The sequence below is a fragment of the Streptomyces griseus subsp. griseus genome (assembly GCF_003610995.1).
In the GTDB taxonomy this organism is placed as follows: Bacteria; Actinomycetota; Actinomycetes; order Streptomycetales; family Streptomycetaceae; genus Streptomyces.
In genome coordinates this window covers 1,699,822-1,717,407 of the sequence record NZ_CP032543.1, presented here as the reverse complement: position 1 = coordinate 1,717,407, position 17,586 = coordinate 1,699,822, and the positions used below count along the sequence as shown (strand labels likewise).

Sequence of the window (17,586 nt, the reverse complement as noted above, 5' to 3'; positions counted from 1 at the left end):
CCGAGAGGTAGCGGTGACGCCCCCTCACGCCGCGAGCCCTGCTCAGGACCGGCCGACCGGCCCCCTCACGCCGCGAGCCCCACGCCTGAGCGGCCCCTCACCCGCCAGGCCCGCTCAGGACCCCCCGGCACCCGCGAGCCCCGCTCAGGACCGGCCGACCGCCCCTCACCCCCGCAACACCACCGCCTGCCCCGCCACCACCAGCAGCACTTCCTCGCACTCGGCCGCCACCGCCGCGTTCAGCCGCCCCAGCTCGTCCCGGAACCGCCGCCCCGCCGGGGTCGCCGGGACCACCCCCGCACCCACCTCGTTGGTCACCAGCACCACCTGACGCCGGGTTGCCCGCACCGCCGCCACCAGCTCCGCGACCCGCGCCCGCAACGCCTCCTCGCCGCCGTGCCGCCACCGTTCGTCCTCCCAGGCCTCCACCCGGTCCATCGCGTCCGTCAGCCACAGCGACAGGCAGTCCACCAGCAGCGGCGGCCCGTCCGAGTCCAGCAGCTCCGCGACCTCACAGGTCTCCTCGGTCCGCCACGCGCCCGGCCTGCGCTCCCGGTGCAGCCCCACCCGCGCCGCCCACTCCGGGTCCCCTTCGCGCCGCCCGCCGGTCGCCACGTACACGACCTCGGGGAACGTCTCCAGACGCCGCTCCGCCTCCAGCGACTTCCCCGACCGCGCACCGCCCGTCACCAGCAGCCGGCGCGGCACATCCGGCACCACCGGGTACTCGCCCACCACCAGCGTCGTCCCGTCCGGCACCGCCCGCGCCCCGGCCGCCGCGAGGAGCCTGTCCAGCGCCGCACCCGGAGGGGCGTCGTGGTCCAGATGGACCGCGATCACCTCGGTGGCCGGGCCGACCGCGCCGACCGCCCGCAGCCGCGCCACCGCGTCGGGCCGCCCGATCACATCGCAGACGACCAGGTCGTACGGCTTCTCCTGCCGCCCGTCGAGACCGGCGGGCGCGGCCCCCGGCGGCAGGTAGAGCAGCCGCTCGCCCTCCGGGGAGCCCACCTCGTAACCGGTCCCGGGCGCGTCCATCGGCACCGCCCGCACCCGGTGCCCGCTGATCAGCGTCAGCACCTGGCCGTCCGGCACCCGCCCGGCCGGCGGCAGGGTGGGCGGCAGCTCCACGGCGGGCCCGTCGTGCGGATGGGTCAGCAGCACCTGGCGCACCGCGCCCAGCGAATGGCCCGCGCGGGCGGCCGCGAACACCGCTCCCGGGGTCAGGTCGAGGAGCAGCGCGTCGTCGACCAGCAGGGCGGTCGCGGCGCGCGCCCACGGGCCGCGGGCCGTCGCGCAGGCGGCACAGGGGCAGGAGGGGCGCGGCAGCCCGTCGGGGGCTCCGGTGCCGAGCAGAGTCAGTTCCACACCTTGATCCTCCCGCGTCCCCCCGCGAGGTGCGCGCCCGGCTAGGCTTCGGGCAGCAACTGACCCAGGAGCAGCAGCGGGCCCAGGAGTCGGGCAGCAACGCGACCCAGGAGGCGGACATGGCGTGGACGTGGCGGTTCGAGAAGTCCGACGGTACGGAGACGGAGCCGGCCCTGCAGCCGGAGGAGTTCACCACCCAGGGCGACGCGGAGTCCTGGATCGGTGAGTTCTGGAAGGAGCTCCTGGAGGGCGGCGCCGCCCAGGTGACGCTCTTCGAGGACTCGACCAAGATCTACGGCCCGATGAGCCTCCAGGCCGACGGCGCCTGAGCGCAGCGCGAAGGGGCGGTACGGGAGCTCCCGTACCGCCCCTTCGCCGTGCGGGGCTCCCGTACCGCCCTCGCCCCGTGCGGGCCTTCCGTACCGCCCCTGCCCCCTGCGGGACTCAGATCTCCCCGAGCGTGACCTCGGTCGTCCTGCTGTCGCCGCCCCGGGTGTAGGTCACACTCACCTTGTCGCCCGGCTTGTCGCCCGCCAGGGCCTCGGAGAGCGACGTGATGGTGGCGACGGTCGTGTCGCCGATCTTCGTGATGATGTCTCCGGCCCGCAGTCCCGCCTCGTCCGCCGCCCCGCCGCGCTCCACGCTCACCAGCGCCACCCCGGCCGGCCGGTAGGAGTCGTCGACGACCGTACGGCCGGTGATGTCCAGCGCGGCCCGGCCCGAGTCGGTGACCCGGCCGTCCTTGATGATCTGGTCGGCGACCGTCCGCACCATCGAGACGGGGATCGCGAAGCCGATGCCCGGCGCCGCGCTGTCGCCCAGCTGCGGGTCGGTCGCCGCGAGGGTCGGGATGCCGATCACCTCGCTGTCCAGGTTGACCAGCGCCCCGCCGCTGTTGCCCGGGTTGATCGCCGCGGAGGTCTGCACCATGTTGGCGATCGTCGCGCCCGTGCCACCGCCGGCCCGGCTCTCGCTGACGGTGCGGCCGAGCGCCGAGACGATGCCCTGGGTGACGCTGCTGGAGAGGCCGAGCGGCGAGCCCATCGCCATCACGATCTGCCCCACCTCGACCTTCTCCGCGTCGCCGAACTTCGCGGCCTTCAGCCCGTCGGGCACATCGTCCAGCTTGATGACGGCCAGGTCCTGCTCCGGGTAGGAGGAGACCAGCGAGGCGTTCAGGACCGCCTCACCGGTGGCGACGGTGACCTTGAACTTCTTCTCGTCGCCGATCACATGGGCGTTGGTGACGATATGGCCCCTGTCGTCGTAGACGATCCCGGAGCCGAGGCTGTCCGACGCGTCGATCTGCACCACCGAGGGCAGCACATCGTTGATGACGGCCTGGTAGGCGCTCTGCAGATCGTCGGTGTCACGGGCCGCCGAGCCCTGGGCCGTGGCGGAGGGGCTGGCCTCCGGCGCGGGGGCGCCCGCCCGGTCCGTGCCGGAGCAGCCGGCCGCCAGGGCGAGCGCGCAGGCACCTGCGGACAGGGGGAGCAGCAGCCGCCGCACGGAGCGGTGGGAGGGGGATGCGTCCATATCCGGAGTCTGGTGGACCCACCCTTTCGGGTGCCTGTGCTGATGGGCCGAACGAGGGCCCGCGCCCGCTAGCCGCGCACCCCGCACAGGTGGAGCAGCGCCGCGACGCCCCGGTACGGGTCGGTCCGGCCGGCCCGGTCCTCCAGGGTCAGCACCCGCTCCAGCTCATCGGCGGACAGCTCGGTGCCGTCGGCCGTGTTGTCGGTGAAGACCCGCACCCCGTACCAGGCGTGCAGCGGGGCGGCGATCCCGGCGAGGGTGGCCCGCAGGGCGTCGAGGCGGTCGGCCCGCACGGTGAGACCGAGACCGTTCGTGTACGTCGCGGAGTCGAAGGCCTCCAGGGCCGCGCCGAAATCGCCGCCGAGCCCGGGGCGCATCGCCAGCGCGTCCGCGTTCCGTACGAGCAGCGAGAGCAGACCGCCCGGGGCCAGCATCCGGGCCAGCCCGGCGAGCATCGGGTCGGGCTCCTCGACGTACATCAGGACACCGTGGCAGAGCACCACGTCGAAGCTGCCCGGCAGGAAGTGCACACCGGTCTCCCGGCCGTGCCCCTCGATCAGTTTCATCCGCTCGCGGATGCCCTCGGGCTCGGTCGCCAGGACCTCGCGGGCCGCCCGCAGCAGCTCGCCGTCCGACTCCAGACCGGTCACCGAGTGACCGGCCCGCGCCAGCCGCAGCGCCTGCACACCCCGGCCCATGCCGACGTCCAGGACGCGCAGCCGCTGACCGACCGGGAACCGCCCGGCTATCTGCTCGTCCAGCTGCCGGGCGACCAGCTCCTGACGGACGGTCTCGCGTACGCCGGTGGAGCCGGAGGTCTCCGTGCTCAGGGCCGCTCTCCGCGCTTGACCTGCGGCTTCGGGAGCCGCAGACGACGCATCTGGAGCGTGCGCATCAGACCGTAGGCGACGGCTCCGCGCTTGGGGGTGTCCGGGAAACGCTCCCGCAGCTGCTTCTTCAGCCGGATCGACAGACCGATCGAGTCCAGCACGATCAGGATGATCACACCCATCCAGAGCATCAGCGAGATGGTCTGGATGTTCTGCACCTGGATCACGCTGAGGATCAGGATGACCACGGCGAGCGGCAGGAAGTACTCGGCGATGCAGAAGCGCGAGTCCACGAAGTCACGGACGAAGCGCCGCACCGGGCCCTTGTCGCGGACCGGGAGGTAGCGCTCGTCGCCCGACGCGAGCGCCTCACGCTGCCGGGCCAGATCGGCGCGGCGCGCTTCGCGCTGGCGCTTCACGGCCGCTTTGCGGTCGGTCGGCGCGCTGGACGCGGCGCGTCGGCGCTGCGTCTGGGCCTCGCTGCGCTTGGGGGTGGGGCGACCCTTGGGAGCCTGCGGGTCGCGGGGCTGCTGGGAGAGGTCCGCCGTCACCTTGTCGGTGGGGGCCTTCTCTGTCTTGGCACGGCTACGGAACACAAAACCCAAGGGTACGGGGTCGGGATACGGGCTCGTGGACCCGGGCGGGAACGATCCGGCAACGGACGGCGTCCTGGTAAGTACCCCGACAGGGGCGTAAGGGGTGTTCACCACGGGTTTCCCTGACCGTCGTCTACACCCTGGGCGGGAGTGATCGCAGGGGGCAGTCGTCCTTGGGTAGGAGCACATCGGGACTCGAACAGTGCGGTAATAGAGGCAGGACCCGTACTGTGGGTTCTATCGGGAGTGCTGGAGCTCAGTCCGTCAGAAGGGGGCGCGCGAAGCCCATGAGCGGTGTCATGAAGCGTATGGGGATGCTTTTCCGCGCGAAGGCAAACAAGGCCCTGGACCGGGCCGAGGATCCGCGCGAGACCCTGGATTACTCGTACCAGAAGCAGCTGGAGCTGCTTCAGAAGGTGCGTCGCGGCGTCGCCGACGTCGCGACGTCCCGCAAGCGGCTGGAGTTGCAGCTGAACCAGCTGCAGGGCCAGTCGTCCAAGCTGGAGGACCAGGGCCGCAAGGCGCTGGCGCTCGGCCGTGAGGACCTGGCGCGTGAGGCGCTGTCCCGGCGCGCCGCCCTCCAGCAGCAGGTCACCGACCTGGAGACGCAGCACACGACGCTGCAGGGCGAGGAGGAGAAGCTCACCCTCGCGGCCCAGCGGCTGCAGGCCAAGGTCGACGCCTTCCGCACCAAGAAGGAGACCATCAAGGCGACCTACACGGCGGCCCAGGCGCAGACCCGGATCGGCGAGGCCTTCTCCGGCATCTCCGAGGAGATGGGCGACGTCGGCCTGGCGATCCAGCGGGCCGAGGACAAGACGCAGCAGCTCCAGGCGCGGGCCGGCGCCATCGACGAGCTGCTCGCCTCCGGCGCCCTGGACGACCCGACCGGCACGGCGAAGGACGACATCGCCGCCGAGCTGGACCGGATCTCCGGCGGTTCGGATGTGGAGCTGGAGCTGCAGCGCATGAAGGCCGAGCTGGCCGGCGGCTCCTCGTCGCCGCAACAGGCGATCGAGGGCGGTGCCCAGGACGGCACCCAGCAGTCGCAGCAGTCCCCGCACAAGTTCGACAAGCAGTGAGGGCGGCGTCATGATCGTACGGATCATGGGGGAGGGCCAGGTCAAGCTGGCCGACAGTCACTTCGCCGAGCTGAACGAGCTGGACGATCTCCTGCTCAAGGAGATGGACAGCGGGGACGGCCCCGGCTTCCGCACCACGCTCCACGCGCTCCTCGACAAGGTGCGTGAGCTCGGCACTCCGCTCTCCGACGACTCCCTGGAGCCGTCGGAGCTGATCCTGCCGGCGCCCGGCGCGACCCTCGAAGAGGTGCGCGCCATGCTCAGCGACGACGGGCTCATCCCGAACTAGACGTACCTGCTCCACCAGCACTCACGCATCTGTGCCCCGCGTCCGGTCCGCCGGCGCGGGGCACACTGCTGTTCGCGTCCGCCCTCCCCGTACGGTTTCGTGGTCGTATCGGCACCCCGCGGAGACGGATCCGTGGGCGGCACGCCGTACCGTTGCTGGACGTGACCACCCTTCCCTCCGGGTTCGCGCGCGCCCGCCGCTGGCTTCGGGACCACCCCCTCGCGTTCGACGCGACCCTGGCGTTCTGCGTCCTCGTCGCGATGATCTGCGGCTCGTTCGCTGACCCGGGCAAGGGGCACGGGCCGACGTTCGGAACCCGCACCCCCGGCGCCTTCAGCATGCTGCTGATGGTGCTGGCGGCCTCGGTCCTCGTCCTGCGCCGGCGCCACCCCATGGCGGTCCTCGCGGTGACCGGGGTGTTCACGGCCACCGAGTACATCTTCACGGACCCGCCGGCCCCGGTCGTGATGAGCACCGTCATCGCGCTCTACACCGTCGCCTCGCGCACCGACCGCCCCACCACCTGGCGGGTCGGCCTGCTGACCATGGGGATCCTGACGGTCGCCGCGATGGCCTTCGGCTCCACGCCCTGGTACAGCCAGGAGAACCTCGGTGTCTTCGCCTGGACCGGGATGGCGTCGGCCGCCGGGGACGCCGTACGCAGCAGGCGCGCCTTCGTCGACGCGATCCGGGAGCGCGCGGAGCGGGCCGAGCGCACCCGGGAGGAGGAGGCCCGCCGCCGCGTCGCCGAGGAGCGGCTGCGGATCGCCCGGGACCTCCACGACGTCGTCGCCCACCACATCGCCCTGGTCAACGTGCAGGCCGGGGTCGCCGCCCACGTCATGGACAAGCGCCCCGACCAGGCGAAGGAGGCGCTCGCCCACGTGCGGGACGCCAGCCGCTCCGCCCTCAACGAGCTCCGGGTCACCGTCGGCCTGCTCCGCCAGTCCGGCGACCCCGAGGCGCCCACCGAACCCGCCCCCGGCCTCGCGGTCCTGGACGGGCTGGTGGACACCTTCCGCAACGCCGGGCTCCCCGTCGAGGTGGCCGGCGCCGACCGGGGCCCGGGGCTCCCCGCCGCCGTCGACCTGGCCGCGTACCGGGTCATCCAGGAGGCCCTGACCAACGTACGCAAACACGCGGGCGCCGGGGCCAGGGCCGAGGTGAGCGTCGTACGGGTCGGAGCCACCGCCGAGATCACGGTCCTGGACAACGGCCAGGGGAGCGCGGCCCGCCGCCCGGGCACGGAGAGCGGCGGCGACCCGGCGGGCGGCACCGAAGCCCCCGACGGCGGCGGCCACGGTCTCCTCGGCATGCGCGAACGCGTCACCGCCCTGGGCGGCGCCCTCACGGCGGGACCTCGCTACGGAGGCGGGTTCCGGGTCCATGCGATCCTGCCCATCGAGGCCCGCGCGGGTGAACCGGAACCGCCAGGCCCGGCGGCCACGACGGGGGAGCGCCGATGACACAGTCCGCAACCACCTCCGAGCCGCCCATCAAGGTGCTGCTCGCCGACGACCAGGCCCTGCTCCGCAGCGCGTTCCGGGTGCTGGTGGACTCCGAACCCGACATGGAGGTCGTCGGAGAGGCGGCCGACGGGGCCCAGGCGGTGGAGCTGGCCCGGGCGACCGGCGCCGATGTGGTGCTGATGGACATCCGGATGCCGGGCACGGACGGGCTCGCCGCCACCCGCATGATCAGCGCCGACCCGGCGCTGGCCGCGGTGCGGGTGGTCATGCTCACCACCTTCGAGGTCGACGAGTACGTGGTCCAGGCCCTGCGCGCCGGAGCCTCCGGCTTCCTCGGCAAGGGCGCCGAGCCGGAGGAGCTGCTCAACGCGATCCGGATCGCCAACGCGGGCGAGGCGCTGCTCTCCCCGGCGGCGACCAAGGGGCTCATCGCCACCTTCCTGGCCCAGGGCGGGAGTTCGGGGGAGGGGCCGGACAGCGCGGAGTACGGGGAGCGGCTGGCCGCGCTCACCGTGCGCGAGCGGGAGGTGCTCGTCCTGGTGGCGGGCGGCCACTCCAACGACCGGATCGCCGAGCGGCTCCAGGTCAGCCCGCTCACCGTCAAGACCCATGTGAACCGGGCGATGGCCAAGGTGGCGGCCCGGGACCGCGCCCAACTGGTCGTCATCGCGTACGAGTCGGGCCTGGTACGCCCCCGGGTGGAGTGAGGCGGAGCCGCAGGGCGCGGAGGGTGGAGAGACGGCGTACTCCACCTGCGGTATGCGCGGCATGAGAAAGCAGTCCGGGGGCCGACGTCCGGGCGATCCGGGTCGGAGATCGTATAAGCGGGCGGCTTGTCCCCGCGCGGACCCCCGGAACGGACCCCGTCACGGGCCCCGGCTCCCCGCTCTCCGCCCATCCGTCTCGCACGCCACAGAAGAGAGACCCACCCATGTCCTGGCTGTCCAGATTCAGCCTCGCGCAGCGGGCCCTGATCGGGCTGATCTCTATCGTCGCGCTCGTCTTCGGCGCGATTGCGATCCCGCAGCTCAAGCAACAGCTGCTGCCCACCATCGAACTGCCGATGGTCTCGGTGCTGGCCCCCTACCCGGGTGCGTCCCCCGATGTGGTGGAGAAGCAGGTCGTCGAGCCGCTGGAGAACTCCCTCAAGGCCGTCGACGGCGTCGAGGGCATCACCTCCACCGCCAGCGAGGGCAACGCCCTCATCATGGCGACCTTCGACTTCGGTGACGAGGGCACCAAGCAGCTCGTCGCCGACATCCAGCAGGCGGTGAACCGGGCCCGCGCCCAGCTGCCCCCCACCGTCGACCCGCAGGTCATCGCCGGTTCCACGGACGACATCCCGACCGTGGTCCTCGCCGTCACCTCCGACAAGGACCAGCAGGCGCTCGCCGACCAGCTGGACCGCACGGTCGTCCCCGCCCTCCAGGACATCGACGGCGTCGGCCAGGTCACGGTGGACGGGGTGCGGGAGCTCCAGGTCTCCGTCGTTCCCGACGACAAGAAGCTCGCCGCGGCCGGTCTGAACGCGGGCGCGCTCGCCCAGGCGCTCCAGGCGGGCGGCGCCACGCTCCCGGCCGGTTCCTTCTCCGAGGCCGGCAAGAACCGCACCATCCAGGTCGGCGGCGGCTACACCTCGCTGAAGCAGATCGAGGACCTCCAGGTCGTCGCCAAGGACCCGGCCGGCGCCCCGGACGGACCGGGCAAGCCGGTGCGGCTCGGTGACGTCGCCGAGGTGGAGCAGGAGCCGTCGACCGCGGTCTCCATCACGCGCACCAACGGCCGGCCCAGCCTCGCCGTGATGGCCACGATGGACAAGGACGGCAGCGCCGTCGCCATCTCGGACGCCGTCCAGGACAAGCTCCCCGACCTCCGCAAGGACCTCGGCGCCGGCGCCGAGCTGACCATCGTCTCCGACCAGGGCCCGGCCGTCTCCAAGTCGATCTCCGGTCTCACCACCGAGGGCGCGCTCGGCCTGGTCTTCGCCGTCCTGGTGATCCTGGTCTTCCTCGCCTCCATCCGCTCCACCCTGGTCACCGCGGTCTCCATCCCGCTCTCGGTCGTCCTCGCGCTGATCGTGCTGTGGACCCGCGACCTGTCTCTGAACATGCTGACGCTCGGCGCGCTGACCATCGCGATCGGCCGGGTCGTCGACGACTCGATCGTGGTCCTGGAGAACATCAAGCGGCACCTCGGCTACGGCGAGGAGCGCCACGAGGCGATCATCACCGCGGTCAAGGAGGTGGCCGGAGCGGTCACCTCCGCCACCCTCACCACCGTCGCCGTCTTCCTGCCCATCGGTCTGGTCGGCGGCATGGTCGGCCAGCTCTTCGGCTCGTTCTCGCTGACCGTCACCGCCGCGCTCCTGGCCTCGCTGCTGGTCTCGCTCACGGTGGTCCCGGTCCTCTCGTACTGGTTCCTGCGCGCCCCCAAGGGCACCCCCGAGGACGCGGCGGAGGCCCGCCGCGTCGCCGAGGAGAAGGAGGCGGCGAGCAAGCTCCAGCGCCTGTACGTCCCCGTCCTGCGCTTCGCGACCCGCCGCCGGGTCACCAGCCTGGTCATCGCCGCCGCGGTGCTCATCGCCACCTTCGGCATGCTCCCGCTCCTCAAGACCAACTTCTTCGACGCGGGCGAGCAGGAAGTCCTCACCGTCAAGCAGCAGTTGGAACCCGGCACCAGCCTCCAGGCCGCCGACGAGGCGGCCCGCAAGGTCGAGAAGGTCCTCACCGACGACAAGGGCGTCAAGGACTACCAGGTCACCGTCGGCTCCTCCGGCTTCATGGCGGCCTTCGGCGGCGGTACGGGCTCCAACCAGGCGTCCTACCAGCTCACGCTGAAGGACGCGGCGGACTACGAGGACGCCCAGGACCGTATCTCCGAGGCCCTCGGCAAGCTGGACGGCATCGGCGACACCACCATCGCGGCGGGCGACGGCTTCGGCTCCCAGGACCTGAGCGTCGTGGTCAAGGCGTCCGACGGTGACGTCCTGAAGAAGGCGGCCGAGGCGGTCCGTACCGAGGTGGCCACCATCAAGGACGTCACCGACGTCCAGAGCGACCTGGCGCAGAGCGTCCCGCGCATCTCCGTCACGCCGAACGAGAAGGCGGCCGCCGCCGGATTCGACTCCACCACCCTGGGCGGCATCGTCGCCGGAGCCGTACGCGGCACCCCGGCCGGCACCGCGATGCTGGACGACACCGAGCGTGACGTCGTCATCAGGTCCGCCCGCCCGGCGGCCACCATGGCCGAGCTGAAGGCCCTGCCGCTCGGCCCGGTCGAACTCGGCGACATCGCCACGGTGGAGCTGGTCCCCGGCCCGGTCTCGATGACCCGCATCGACGGCCAGCGGGCGGCGACCATCACCGCCAAGCCCGTCGGCGACAACACCGGCGCGATCAGCACCACCCTCGCCTCCAAGATCGACGCGCTGGACCTCCCCGAGGGCGCCACCGCCACCATCGGCGGCGTCACCGAGGACCAGAACGAGGCCTTCGCCCAGCTCGGCCTCGCCATGCTGGCGGCCATCGCGATCGTCTTCATGCTGCTCGTGGCCACCTTCCGGTCGCTCATCCAGCCGCTGATCCTGCTGGTCTCGGTCCCGTTCGCGGCGACCGGCGCCATCGGCCTCCTGCTCATCACGGGCACCCCGCTGGGCGTCCCCGCGATGATCGGCATGCTGATGCTCATCGGCATCGTGGTCACCAACGCGATCGTGCTGATCGACCTGATCAACCAGTACCGCTCGCGCGGTCTCGGCATCGTGGAAGCCGTCATCGAGGGCGGCCGCCACCGCTTCCGCCCGATCCTGATGACGGCGCTCGCGACCATCTTCGCCCTGCTCCCGATGGCGCTCGGCGTCACCGGCGAGGGCGGCTTCATCTCGCAGCCGCTGGGCGTCGTGGTGATCGGCGGCCTGATCAGCTCCACGGTCCTGACCCTGGTACTGGTCCCGACGCTGTACGCGATGGTCGAACTCCGCAAGGAACGCCGAGCCGAGAAGAAGGCCGCGAAGCGCGCGGCCGAGACGGGCGTCCCGGCGCAGCCGGAGCCGGCGGAGGCGAAGGAGACGGAGCCCTCGGGCGTGTAGCCGCCCGCCGCACGCCACAGGGGCCTGTCCCGCGCACCCGCGCGGGGCGGGCCCCTGTGGTGTGTCAGGCGTCCCCGCCGAGCGCCTGGATGATCCGGCGCCAGGTCTCCCCGTGCGGTTCGGGGTGGCGCAGGCTCAGGGCGGTGGTCTCCCGCACCAGCCGGACCCGGGTCTCCTCGTCGGACCTGTGCCGCAGCGCGGTCAGGTCCGCCGGGTCGAAGCCCTCGCTCTCGCCCGAGAGCACCAGCGCCACCTGGGCGTGGGTGAGGGAGGAGAGCCGGTCGCGGAAGACCTGCCCCTCGATGCCGCCGCCGTGCATCAGCGCCGTGCCGTCCCCGGCCTCCAACGACCGGTCCACATAGGCCTGGAGGGCCTCCCGGTCCTCCACCAGCCGGTAGGCGGCGTCCAGCCCCTCGGCCCGGCCGATGTCGAGCACGGCGACATGGGCCAGCGGGGTGTCCTGGGGCGGCTGGACGGTCAGCAGACGCGGGTGCTCCTCCAGATAGGTCCGGGACTCCGCCCAGTCCTCGCACTCCAGCCACTCCGCCAGCTGCTCCGAGAGGATCAGCGGATCGTAGGCGGCGGTCACCCCGTGGACGAGCACGGCGTCGCGGAGCAGGGCGTGCCGCTGCGCCCCGCGCGGGTCCAGCACCGCCAGCTCGTCCAGGGCCGTCGCCGCCTCCTCCCTGCCCAGCACCTCGGCGTTCTTGGACCAGAAGTCCCGCGACCGGGGCCAGTTGGGCGCGAACATCCAGGCGCTCACCAGCTCCAGGGCCTCCGGCGTGAGGGCGAGCCACCCCGGTACGGAGGTGAAGGTCTCCTCCTCCCACGCCGTGTGCACCGCCTTGATGTCACCGTACGAACGCAGCGCCTGCCGGGCCCGTACGGTCACGGTGTCCGCGCCCCCGCCGCTCTCCCCGTCCTCGTCCAGCCACGTCACCAGCTCGGCCACCCCGGTCGCGGGCAGGGGGTCAGGGCAGCGCAGCAGGAACGCGCTCCGCTCCACCCCCAGCCGCCGGGCGGTCGCCGGGTCGGCCGCGGCGAACTCCTTGACGGTCTCCTCGTACTCCTCGATCGCCGCCGCGTGCTCGCCGGTACGGGCGAGGGCGCGGGTCAGGCCGTCGAGAGCGGAGACCAGCGGGCCGGCGGAGGTGCCGGGGGCCTCCAGCGCCAGGGACCGGAGGAGCGCCACCGCCTCCGAGAACGCCTCCACCGCCACTTCGGCGTCATCGACCCGCTCCAGATTCGTCCCGAGCCCCTGGAGCGCGTCCGCCAGCTCGGGCAGGAAGGCGTCCCCCTGCTGCCGCAGCAGTTCGACGGCCTCCCGCGCCGGGCTCAGCGCCTCCTCCGGGCCGCCGTCCTCGCTCTCGGCCAGACCCCGGGCGAGGGTGCGGAGGGCGGCGGCGAGGCCCGGGCGGAAGCCCTCGGGCCGCTCGGCGACCAGCTCGCGGTACAGGGCGACGGCCTCCCGCGCCGTGCGGAGGCCCGCCTCCGTCTCTCCGGCCTTGTGGAGGTGACCGGCGAGGCCTTCCACCGCCGTGGCCAGCTCGGAACGGAAGGCGTCCGGCTGTCGCGTGGCGAGTCCACGGAAGAGCCCGCACGCCTCCCGGGCCGCCTCGACCGCCCCCGAGACGTCGCTCACCTCCCCTCGGTGGCTGCCGAGGGCGTGCAGAGCGGCGGCGAGCCGGGGGAGGAAGGTCTCCGCGTCCTCCGCCGCGAGCCCCCGGAACAGAACGACCGCCTCCTCCGTGTGCGGCACGGCCTCCACGCTCTCCCCGGCCCCCGCCAGATGCCCGCCGTACCCCAGCAGGTACTCCGCGAGCGCCGGGACCGACGCGCCCGGCCCGTCCTCCTCCACCAGCTCGCGCTGGAGCCGTACGGCCTGCTTCCCGAACGGCACGGCGCCTGACCGGTCCCCGGTATCGGCGATGCGCTCGCCCAGGGCGTCCATGGCCTGCGCCAGCTCCGCCTGGAAGCGGTCCGGGCGCTCCATGCCGAGCTCGGCGTAGATCCCCGCGGCCTCCTTCGCCTGGCACAGAGCCCCTTCCCGGTCCCCGGTGGCGGCGAGCCGGTCCGACAGCTGGTGCAGGGCCCCGGCCAGCTCGGGCAGGAAGCCGCCCGGCGGCTCCTCGCCGAGGGACCGGTAGATATCGACCGCCTCCCGGGCGGAGGCGAGGGAGCCCGTACGGTCCCCGGCCCCGGCCCGGCGGGCAGAGAGCCCGCCCAGGGCTTCGGCCAGACCGGGCAGACCGGCCGCGGGGTCGCGCTCGGCGGCGCCGCGCCGACTCCGTACCTCTTCCTCCGCCTGCGCCCGTCCCGGGTCCGCCACGACGCTCCGGTGCCCCACACCCGCCCCACGTGCCTCGACACCCACGCCCGTCCCACGGTCCTCGTACCTCATGCCCGCCCCACCGTCCTCGCCGTACATTCCGTTCAGCTCTGTCGATCCCGCCCTGCGAAGGGTCGCTGCGGTGAGTAGCAGCGTAGTTACGGGGAGGTGGGGCCGGGTGTCGTACGGAGAAGATTCAGCCTGTGCGTGAAAGGGGGTGAGAAGTGGCGTCCACCGCCGGAAGCCCTGGAAGCCCCGGTACGCCGACCTGCGGCATACCGGGGCTTCCGGCGGTGGACGCGGCTCCCGGTTACGGCAGCGCCAGCATCCGCTCCAGCGCGAGCTTCGCGTACTTCTCCGTCTCCGGGTCGACCTCGATCCGGTTGACCAGCTTGCCCTCGGCCAGCGACTCCAGCGTCCAGACCAGGTGCGGCAGGTCGATCCGGTTCATCGTGGAGCAGAAGCAGACCGTCTTGTCGAGGAAGACGATCTCCTTGTCCTCCGAGGCGAAACGGTTCGCCAGGCGGCGTACCAGATTCAGCTCCGTACCGATGGCCCACTTCGAGCCGGCCGGGGCCGCCTCCAGGGCCTTGATGATGTACTCCGTCGACCCGACGTGGTCCGCCGCCGCCACGACCTCGTGCTTGCACTCCGGGTGCACCAGGACGTTGACGCCGGGGATGCGGGCCCGGACGTCCTCGACCGACTCGACCGAGAAGCGGCCGTGGACCGAGCAGTGGCCGCGCCACAGGATCATCTTCGCGTCCCGCAGCTGCTCGGCGGTGAGGCCGCCGTTCGGCTTGTGCGGGTTGTACAGGACGCAGTCCTCCAGGCTCATCCCCATGTCCCGCACGGCCGTGTTGCGGCCCAGATGCTGGTCGGGGAGGAAGAGGACCTTCTCGCCCTGCTCGAAGGCCCACTCCAGGGCCCGCTTCGCGTTGGACGAGGTGCAGATCGTGCCGCCGTGCCTGCCGGTGAAGGCCTTGATGTCGGCGGAGGAGTTCATGTACGAGACGGGGACCACCTGATCGGCGACCCCGGCCTCCGTCAGCACGTCCCAGCACTCGGCGACCTGCTCGGCGGTGGCCATGTCGGCCATCGAACAGCCCGCCGCCAGGTCCGGCAGCACGACCGCCTGGGCGTCCGTGGTCAGGATGTCCGCGGACTCGGCCATGAAGTGCACCCCGCAGAAGACGATGTACTCCGCCTCCGGGCGCGCGGCCGCGTCACGGGCGAGCTTGAACGAGTCGCCGGTGACGTCCGCGAACTGGATGACCTCGTCGCGCTGGTAGTGGTGGCCGAGGACGAAGACCTTGTCCCCGAGCTTCTCCTTCGCCGCGCGGGCGCGCGCGACCAGGTCCGGGTCGGAGGGGGAGGGGAGGTCGCCGGGGCACTCGACGCCTCGCTCGCTCCTCGGGTCGGCCTCCCGGCCGAGCAGCAGCAGCGCGAGGGGTGTCGGCTGTACGTCCAGGGGCTGGGCCGTGGTCACGTCACGCACCCTTTCTTCTCTGCGTTCTGCTCTGCGCTTCTGCGAACGCGCCTTTTCGTCTATTTGACGCTATCTATCATAGCTCCTTCGTGTCACTTTGACGATGCCGATAGCGTCGATGTGACGCATCCCCCGGGCGGCCGGGTGTGCGAGCATGAAAAGGAACAGACAAGCGCTTGGCCCGGAATGAATCCGCGGCGCAGGCGGTTGAACCGTCGGCAAGCAGTCCGTACAACCCGGGAGAGAAGCAGATGTCCGTATCGGACGAGACCACCACCGTGAGCGACGGCATCCTCCTGTCCGACGCCGCCGCAGCCAAGGTCAAGGGCCTGCTGGAGCAGGAGGGCCGCGAGGACCTGGCACTGCGCGTCGCCGTCCAGCCCGGCGGTTGCTCCGGCCTGCGCTACCAGCTCTTCTTCGACGAGCGTTCGCTCGACGGTGATGTCGTCAAGGACTTCGACGGCGTCAAGGTCGTCACCGACCGCATGAGCGCCCCGTACCTGGGCGGCGCCTCCATCGACTTCGTCGACACCATCGAGAAGCAGGGCTTCACGATCGACAACCCGAACGCCACCGGCTCCTGCGCCTGCGGCGACTCGTTCAGCTAGCCGCTGCGAGCACGGAAACGTACGTACGAGGGCGGCCCCGGGAATCACTCCCGGGGCCGCCCTCGCAGGTTCATCGCATGCTCAGCCGCGCGGCACCGTCGCCCCGCTCTCCGCGTCGATCACCGTCCGGTCGCCCAGCGGCTCCTTCAGCGTCACCGTCCGCTTCAGCTCCTTGGCGATCATGATGCAGGCGCCGTCCTTCTGCTTCCCCTCCGTGATGGTGATCCGCACCTGACCCGGGCTCTCCTGGGCGCTCGCCGTGTACGTGGAGCAGACACCGCCCCAGAAGGTCACCTCAAGGGTCCGGCCGTCGGCCGCGTACGAGGTGGCCTTGCGGTCGCCCGAAGGCATCGGCTCGGTGGGCTTCTCGACGAACTCCGGCGCCACCGCGATCTGCGTGACCGTGCTCTCCGGCCCGCCCGGCGCCTGCCGGACGTGGAACAGCCACGACGGCACGAGGGCCTGCCGGCCGTCGACGTACTGGAGGGCCAGGCCGAACACGGCGTCCTCGACCGTCTGTGTGACCGGCGCCCGCTTGCCGTTGGAGGGCACGCACTGGAGGCCGGTGGGCTTGGGCTCGCCCTCCAGCGGTACGGGGGTGGCGCAGCCGCCGATGTCCTTGCCGCCGTCCCCCTTGGCCCCGCTCGTCTCGTTGAGCTGCTTCAGCGCCTCGTCGGCACCGACCACCGGGTAGGTGTCGCCCTTCTCCAGCGCCTTCAGCTGCCCGCTGCCCCCGGCCACCTTGCCGTCAGGGCCGATCCGCACCCCCGTCGACCAGCCGTACGTCGGCAGCCCGTCCACCTCGGGGTCCGCGTTCACCACGCGTACGTCGCCCATGAGCTGGCCCGCGTTCAGCGCCGCGTCGTCCTGGCCGACCGCCTTGAGCACCGGCGCCGCGGCGGCCTTCGCGGCCTTCTCGCTCACCGGCTGCCCATCGGCCTCCGGCGGGCTCTGGTTCGCGCACATCTTCCCCGGGTCGCAGGGCTTCGTGGGGGTGGTGCGGGCGAACGTCCAGGTGCCCGGGGCCTGTTTGGTGACCTTCAGGAGCGCACCGGGCCCGTCCTCGTCACCGACCACCCAGGACGCGTCCACGGTCCGCGGTGTCCCCGGGATACCGAGCGCCTTCGCCAGCCGGGCGACCTCCGCCGAGGCGACCGTGCCCGTGGCGCGGTGGACCGCCGCCTCGGCGGGGCCGTCGGGGAGCTGGCCCGCCGCGCGGTAGACCACGGGCGGACCGTTCGGGTCCGGTTCACCGGGGGCGATACCCGGGGGCGGGGTGCTCGGGTCGCCGGGCGTGGCCGGGCCCGCCTCGGCGACGGAGTCCAGGGCCAGCACGGGGGCCTTGTCGCGGGAGGCGGAGTCGCGGTCCGCCGCGTTGCCGCCGGAAGCGGTGGCGGCCCAGTAGGCGCCGCCGCCCCCGGCCAGCAGCACCGCTGCCGCCACCGAGGCCACCGCGAGCGGCGGACGCCGCCGCCGGGGGCCGGTCACGTCGTTGTCGGGTCGCTCGGTGCTCACCGGATCGCTCCTTCGACTGCGTTGCCGTCGCGTTCACTGCCGCGTGCCCCCGGACGGGGACACCGGTGGGACGGAGCGGAGGAGGATGCGGTTCCCCTACGACGGCGAACCGGGCGCGGAGCCCGTACAGTTCCGGCCGGAGACCGTACCGAAGCGGTCAGTCCCCGTACTCGGACATCGCGTCGATCAGCCGCGCCGACGCGGGCGGCACCGTGACCCCGTGGATGAGCGACGGCTTCACCGGCGCGGTGACGGTCTTCACGGGGGCGGACCAGTGCGGAGCCATGCGCGCACAGTCCCCGCGCAGCTCAGCCAGGCTCACTTCGGACTCTCGCGATGCGGTGTGGTTCGACATATCCGCACCGTAACCACGGTCACGCTCAGGTAG

At 72.4% G+C, this 17,586-nt stretch carries 15 protein-coding genes; 7 read left to right on the top strand and 8 right to left on the bottom strand.

Annotated features, from left to right (window positions below):
• Nucleotides 1–165: 165 nt before the first annotated feature.
• The gene (locus D6270_RS07945; protein WP_109166069.1) at nucleotides 166–1,368 is read right to left on the bottom strand and encodes a bifunctional adenosylcobinamide kinase/adenosylcobinamide-phosphate guanylyltransferase; all 1,203 of its coding nucleotides are present in this window, start codon (nucleotides 1,366–1,368) and stop codon (nucleotides 166–168) included.
• A 119-nt stretch (nucleotides 1,369–1,487) separates the two neighbouring features.
• Here D6270_RS07945 and D6270_RS07940 point away from each other — a divergent pair, with 119 nt between their 5' ends.
• Complete coding sequence (locus D6270_RS07940; RefSeq protein WP_003969611.1) at nucleotides 1,488–1,697, top strand: hypothetical protein; 210 nt, start codon at nucleotides 1,488–1,490, stop codon at nucleotides 1,695–1,697.
• A gap of 115 nt (nucleotides 1,698–1,812) precedes the next feature.
• Here D6270_RS07940 and D6270_RS07935 read toward each other — a convergent pair whose 3' ends face one another.
• From D6270_RS07935 to D6270_RS07925, 3 genes are all read right to left on the bottom strand, one after another.
• Nucleotides 1,813–2,904 carry a S1C family serine protease gene (locus D6270_RS07935; protein ID WP_109166070.1) on the bottom strand — a complete coding sequence of 364 codons (1,092 nt, stop codon included), beginning with the start codon at nucleotides 2,902–2,904 and terminating at the stop codon, nucleotides 1,813–1,815.
• Between the two features lie 68 nt (nucleotides 2,905–2,972).
• Entirely contained in the window at nucleotides 2,973–3,680 is a 708-nt protein-coding gene (locus D6270_RS07930) for a methyltransferase domain-containing protein (protein ID WP_109166071.1), read from the bottom strand.
• Between the two features lie 50 nt (nucleotides 3,681–3,730).
• Nucleotides 3,731–4,330 carry a DUF3043 domain-containing protein gene (locus D6270_RS07925; RefSeq protein ID WP_109166072.1) on the bottom strand — a complete coding sequence of 200 codons (600 nt, stop codon included), beginning with the start codon at nucleotides 4,328–4,330 and terminating at the stop codon, nucleotides 3,731–3,733.
• 299 nt (nucleotides 4,331–4,629) lie between these two features.
• On the opposite strand from D6270_RS07925, the gene D6270_RS07920 reads away from it, so the two are divergent.
• From D6270_RS07920 to D6270_RS07900, 5 genes are all read left to right on the top strand, one after another.
• Complete coding sequence (locus D6270_RS07920) at nucleotides 4,630–5,412, top strand: PspA/IM30 family protein (protein WP_109167546.1); 783 nt, start codon at nucleotides 4,630–4,632, stop codon at nucleotides 5,410–5,412.
• Nucleotides 5,413–5,422: 10 nt separating this feature from the next.
• Complete coding sequence (pspAA, locus tag D6270_RS07915; RefSeq protein WP_109166073.1) at nucleotides 5,423–5,701, top strand: PspA-associated protein PspAA; 279 nt, start codon at nucleotides 5,423–5,425, stop codon at nucleotides 5,699–5,701.
• Between the two features lie 161 nt (nucleotides 5,702–5,862).
• The gene (locus tag D6270_RS07910; RefSeq protein ID WP_109167547.1) at nucleotides 5,863–7,167 is read left to right on the top strand and encodes a sensor histidine kinase; all 1,305 of its coding nucleotides are present in this window, start codon (nucleotides 5,863–5,865) and stop codon (nucleotides 7,165–7,167) included.
• Complete coding sequence (locus D6270_RS07905) at nucleotides 7,164–7,877, top strand: response regulator (RefSeq protein ID WP_109166074.1); 714 nt, start codon at nucleotides 7,164–7,166, stop codon at nucleotides 7,875–7,877. Before D6270_RS07910 ends, D6270_RS07905 begins: the two co-directional genes overlap by 4 nt.
• A 224-nt stretch (nucleotides 7,878–8,101) precedes the next feature.
• The gene (locus tag D6270_RS07900; protein ID WP_109166075.1) at nucleotides 8,102–11,257 is read left to right on the top strand and encodes an efflux RND transporter permease subunit; all 3,156 of its coding nucleotides are present in this window, start codon (nucleotides 8,102–8,104) and stop codon (nucleotides 11,255–11,257) included.
• Between the two features lie 64 nt (nucleotides 11,258–11,321).
• Here the strand turns inward: D6270_RS07900 and D6270_RS07895 are convergent, their stop codons facing one another.
• Both D6270_RS07895 and nadA read right to left on the bottom strand, forming a co-directional pair.
• Entirely contained in the window at nucleotides 11,322–13,658 is a 2,337-nt protein-coding gene (locus D6270_RS07895) for a tetratricopeptide repeat protein (protein WP_109167548.1), read from the bottom strand.
• 238 nt (nucleotides 13,659–13,896) lie between these two features.
• The gene (gene nadA / locus D6270_RS07890) at nucleotides 13,897–15,075 is read right to left on the bottom strand and encodes a quinolinate synthase NadA (RefSeq protein ID WP_109167549.1); all 1,179 of its coding nucleotides are present in this window, start codon (nucleotides 15,073–15,075) and stop codon (nucleotides 13,897–13,899) included.
• 251 nt (nucleotides 15,076–15,326) lie between these two features.
• Between nadA and D6270_RS07885 the strand changes: the two genes are divergently transcribed.
• Nucleotides 15,327–15,683 (top strand): HesB/IscA family protein, encoded by a 357-nt coding sequence (locus tag D6270_RS07885; protein ID WP_003969624.1) that lies wholly within the window; start codon nucleotides 15,327–15,329, stop codon nucleotides 15,681–15,683.
• Between the two features lie 81 nt (nucleotides 15,684–15,764).
• Here D6270_RS07885 and D6270_RS07880 read toward each other — a convergent pair whose 3' ends face one another.
• Both D6270_RS07880 and D6270_RS07875 read right to left on the bottom strand, forming a co-directional pair.
• A complete protein-coding gene (locus tag D6270_RS07880) occupies nucleotides 15,765–17,198 on the bottom strand; it encodes a hypothetical protein (RefSeq protein WP_109166076.1) in 1,434 nt (477 codons plus the stop codon).
• A 157-nt stretch (nucleotides 17,199–17,355) separates the two neighbouring features.
• Complete coding sequence (locus D6270_RS07875; RefSeq protein WP_109166077.1) at nucleotides 17,356–17,553, bottom strand: hypothetical protein; 198 nt, start codon at nucleotides 17,551–17,553, stop codon at nucleotides 17,356–17,358.
• Between the last annotated feature and the right edge of the window lie 33 nt (nucleotides 17,554–17,586).